The sequence below is a fragment of the Phascolarctobacterium sp. genome (assembly GCF_045124115.1).
In the GTDB taxonomy this organism is placed as follows: Bacteria; Bacillota; Negativicutes; order Acidaminococcales; family Acidaminococcaceae; genus Phascolarctobacterium_A.
In genome coordinates this window covers 1-1822 of record NZ_JBGVLF010000039.1, presented here as the reverse complement: position 1 = coordinate 1822, position 1822 = coordinate 1, and the positions used below count along the sequence as shown (strand labels likewise).

Here is a 1822-nt window from a genome sequence, read left to right as displayed (position 1 = left end):
GCTATCACCTCGGCACGTATCTCCTCCTGGGTAAGTTTCTTGCGATGTATGGTTTTGTTCTTTGCGTGATAGGGGCAATAGACACAGCCATTCACGCAGTAGTTCGACAAGTAAAGAGGAGCAAACATCACTATGCGATTGCCATAGAACTTATGTTTTATCTCACGCGCAAGCGCATACATCTGCTCTATTAAATCGGCATCGGTGCACTCGAGCAGAACGGCAGCCTCGCGGTGGGTAATACCCTTGCAGGCACGCGCCTTTTCCAAAATGTTTTTCACCAATTCCCTGTCTCCGGCCTTGTCGGCTGCATACTCTATTGTGGAGCGAATCTCACTGTCGCTTATGAATTCTTCGGCTTTTAATGATTTTGCGTCATACATATCTTCCCCATTTTACGGGCGCCGCACTCGCCGGCAAGGCACGCCGACACCCTCTTCTAAAATTGAGGTGCAAGTTACATATTTTTTTTGAAAAAGAACCGCAGAAGGGGGAATTATCTTAGAAATAAACGGCCCGTATGGGCATTGCAGAGTCAACCAGCAAGTGCAACATTACGAAATAAATTTGTAAAAGCACTCCTTTGGTGTTGAAAAGTTTAGTTTTTCTCTTGGTCTTTGGTTTAATTTGTATTGTGTTTTCTTTATTTTTCTGTCGGTAACGGTGCTTATATCCATTCCTTTCGGTATATATTGCCTAATAAGTTTGTTCTCATTTTCAACTCCTCCTTTCTGCCAAGAGCAGTACGAATCTGCAAAGTAAATGGGCACATTCAGTTGCTTTGTAATCCACTCGTGTTCGGCAAACTCGCTACCATTGTCTGTGGTAATGGTCTTTAATGCCTCGCCCTTGTATGGCAGCAACAAACGCCATACAGCCTTTGCAACAGGCTTGGCTTTCTTGCCTTGTCTGAGTTTTTCCATAAGCACAAAGTTGGTCGAGCGTTCCATAAGCACAAGTATGGCATTGCTTGCCTTATCTACAATTAGATCCATCTCCCAATCACCGAAGCGTTTGCCGTCTGCTTCCGTAGGCCTTTCGTGTATGCTGACACGGTTTTTTATATTCGTAGCCTTGGTTACACGATGAGGGCGAACTGTGCGTTTGTACTTCATCTTGTGCCTGCAGTTTTCAGCCAGTTCCCCGCTTGCGTCGTTGCGTATCATTGCGTATATCGCTTCGTGAGACACCTTTACACCTTCTTTTGCGAGGTAGCCGCTTATCTGGCGGGGTGACCATTGCTCGTCTTTTATGAGCTGTTCTATGCGCCATCGCAATAGAGGGGGTAGTCCTCTGTTACCGGGCGTGCGTTTCTTGCGCTCTTCGGCTTTGTCGTGCGCCTTGAACCATACATACTTGCCGTTCTTCGTGGAATTGCGCTTGATTTCACGGCTGACGGTGGATTTGCTCACATCTATAAGTTGAGCAATTACTTCTTGTGATGTTCCTCTTTGTAGTTCCAGGTAGATTACGTACCTTTGCTCACGGATTAAGTGATTATACATTTGCAATACAAAATTAGTTAATCCTTGGGAGACTGCGGTCTCCCTTTTTTATTTTTTTTGTATTGCTAGTTGACTTGTGTACTGGCACTTATCGAATTCCCCTTGCTCACTCCTTTTCGCTACGCTCAAACTCGTGAGCAAGGGGAATTTTGTTGCACTTCTATCTTGACAGTATATTCAATCCCTTGCGATGCCATTAACACCAAATGAAAAAATAAAACATTATTACTATCCCATCTTGCCGGTGAGATAAGCCTTTGTACGTTCATCCGTTGCAGCGGCAAACATCTGTGCGGTATCGCCGTACTCAACAAGCT

2 protein-coding genes and 1 pseudogene are annotated in these 1822 nt (G+C 45.0%); all 3 read right to left on the bottom strand.

Features of this window, described 5'->3' with window-relative positions:
* A pseudogene (locus ACJMM4_RS05580) lies at positions 1-383 on the bottom strand ([FeFe] hydrogenase H-cluster radical SAM maturase HydG); the annotation flags it as partial.
* A 171-nt stretch (positions 384-554) separates the two neighbouring features.
* Entirely contained in the window at positions 555-1505 is a 951-nt protein-coding gene (locus tag ACJMM4_RS05575; RefSeq protein ID WP_405383505.1) for an IS30 family transposase, read from the bottom strand.
* A gap of 125 nt (positions 1506-1630) precedes the next feature.
* Positions 1631-1822, bottom strand: a 192-nt coding sequence (locus ACJMM4_RS05570; RefSeq protein WP_405383503.1) for a hypothetical protein, incomplete at its 5' end; no start/stop codon positions are given.

Excerpts from the sequence above, each read along its gene's own strand:
- ACJMM4_RS05575 (WP_405383505.1), bottom strand. The coding sequence starts at position 1,505 with ATGTATAATCACTTAATCCGTGAGCAAAGGTACGTAATCTACCTGGAA.